The 2,174-nt window shown below is 68.1% G+C and carries 2 protein-coding genes; both read left to right on the forward strand.

Going from position 1 to position 2,174, the window contains the following annotated elements:
- Nucleotides 1-303 precede the first annotated feature (303 nt).
- Entirely contained in the window at nucleotides 304-1,233 is a 930-nt protein-coding gene (locus AB0M88_RS53210) for an ATP-binding cassette domain-containing protein (RefSeq protein ID WP_364116308.1), read from the forward strand.
- 2 nt (nucleotides 1,234-1,235) lie between these two features.
- Nucleotides 1,236-2,075, forward strand: coding sequence for an ABC transporter permease (locus AB0M88_RS53215; RefSeq protein ID WP_364116311.1), 840 nt, complete (start codon nucleotides 1,236-1,238; stop codon nucleotides 2,073-2,075).
- Nucleotides 2,076-2,174: the final 99 nt, after the last annotated feature.

The raw sequence follows: 2,174 nt of genomic DNA on the forward strand, positions 1-2,174 counted from the left end.
TAGCGCCGACCGTCCACCACGTCAGCACCGCCCAGCCGCTGACCCACTGCTCGACCCTGCGATTCGTCGAGGAACAACTCCAGCTGCCGCTGCTCAGATGCGCCTCCGACGCGCGCTCACTCGGATCCTCCTTCGGCCTCTGAGGGAACTTCTCCACCGTGTTCACCGTGCTGCTGACAACGAGTGACGGCGACGGCAGCCTGAGCGCACCCTGTGCTCGACTCAGCGTTTTCTAAGTCCGTCGATCTTAGGGTCCGGTGACCGGATCGCCGTTGCGGTCCGTACGAAGGGACCGCGGAAGCGATGATCGAAGCACAGAATCTCACCAAACGTTACGGCGAGCGGACCGCTGTCGACGGGTTGTCGTTCAGCGTCCGGCCCGGCATCGTGACCGGGTTCCTCGGTCCGAACGGGGCCGGTAAGTCGACCACGATGCGCATGATCCTCGGCCTGGACACGCCGACCGCCGGCCAGGTGACGATCGACGGTAAGCCGTTCGCCACGATGGCGAACCCGATGCGTGAGGTCGGCGCGCTGCTCGACGCCAAGGCCATCCACGGTGGCCGCAGCGCGTACCACCATCTGCTGTGCCTGGCCCAGACGAACAACCTGCCGCGCCGCCGGGTCGACGAGGTCCTCGAGCAGGTGGGCCTGACCGAGGTGGCGCGTAAGCGGGCCAAGGGCTTCTCGCTCGGCATGGGGCAGCGCCTGGGTATCGCCGGGGCGCTGCTCGGCGATCCGAAGATCCTCATGTTCGACGAGCCGGTGAACGGGCTCGATCCCGAGGGCATCCTCTGGATCCGCAACCTGATGAAGAGCCTGGCCGCGCAGGGCCGCACGGTGTTCGTCTCCAGCCATCTGATGTCGGAGATGGAGAACACGGCGGACCACCTGATCGTCATCGGCCGGGGCCGGATCATCGCCGACTGCACGGTACGCGAGTTCATCGAGCAGAACTCGCAGCTGGTCGTGCGGGTCCGTACCCCGCAGGCGGCCGAGCTGGCCGGTGTGCTCGCCCGGCACGGCGGGAAGTCGGTGCCCGACGACACCGGCGACGGCCTGCTGATCACCGAGCTGACCCTCGACCGGGTCGGCGACCTCGCCTTCGACAGCGGCATCCGGCTGCACGAGCTGTCGGCGCTGCAGGCCTCGCTCGAGCAGGCGTTCATGGAACTGACCAAGGACAGCGTCGAGTACCACGCCGCGGTCCCCGCAATGACCCGGGAAGGCTGAGCATGTCCACCGCGACGTTGACCGAGACACCGGCTGTCCTGCCGCCGGCCACCCGGCCCGCCGGCCTCGGCGGGGCGCTGCGGTCCGAATGGACCAAGCTGCGCACCGTACGCTCGACCGGCTTCTCGCTGTTGGCCATGGCGGTCATCGCGCTCGGGCTGATGTCCCTGATCGCCTGGGCGACAATGAACCGCTGGCCGCACCTCGACCCGTCGGAACGCCTCGACCTGGCCGGGCACCCGCTGGAGGTCATCCTGGTCCGGCCGGTCTTCGTCAGTCAGCTCGTCGTCGCCGTGCTGGGCGTCATGGTGATCTCCGCCGAGTACACCACCGGGATGATCCGCTCGACCCTGCAGGCCCAGCCTCGCCGGCTCACCGTGCTGACCGCCAAGGTCGCCGTCTTCGCGGTGCTCATGCTCGTCGTCGGCGAGCTGCTCAGCTTCGCGGCGTTCTTCGTCGGCCGGCCGATCATCGCCTCGCACATCCCGGTCGCGCTGGGCGACCCGGGCGTCGCCCGGGCCGTGTTCGGTGCCGGCCTCTATCTGGCCCTGCTCGGCCTGTTCGCGCTGGCCGTCGGCGCCATCGTGCGGCATACGGCGGGCGCGATCACCGCGGTGCTCGGCATCGTGCTCGTCCTGTCCAACCTGACCGGTCTGCTACCGGACAGCTGGGGACGGCACATCAACGCGTGGATGCCGACCAACGCCGGCCAGCTCATCATGCAGCCCCGGTCGGTCCCGGACGATCTGCTGTCGGCCTGGCAGGGCCTGGCGGTCTTCGCCGGCTGGACCGCGCTTCTGCTGATCATCGCCGGGGTGTTGTTCGTTCGGCGTGACGCTTAGGCCACTAGGGCGTGTATCGAAGTCGGCGGTGCCGGTTGATGTTCACGGCGTGGCGTTGATCGATAAATAGCGAGGTCTCCGGTAGATGGCTTAACGACC

Origin of the sequence: Actinoplanes sp. NPDC051411, from assembly GCF_040682075.1 — a bacterium.
Lineage (GTDB): Bacteria > Actinomycetota > Actinomycetes > Mycobacteriales > Micromonosporaceae > Actinoplanes.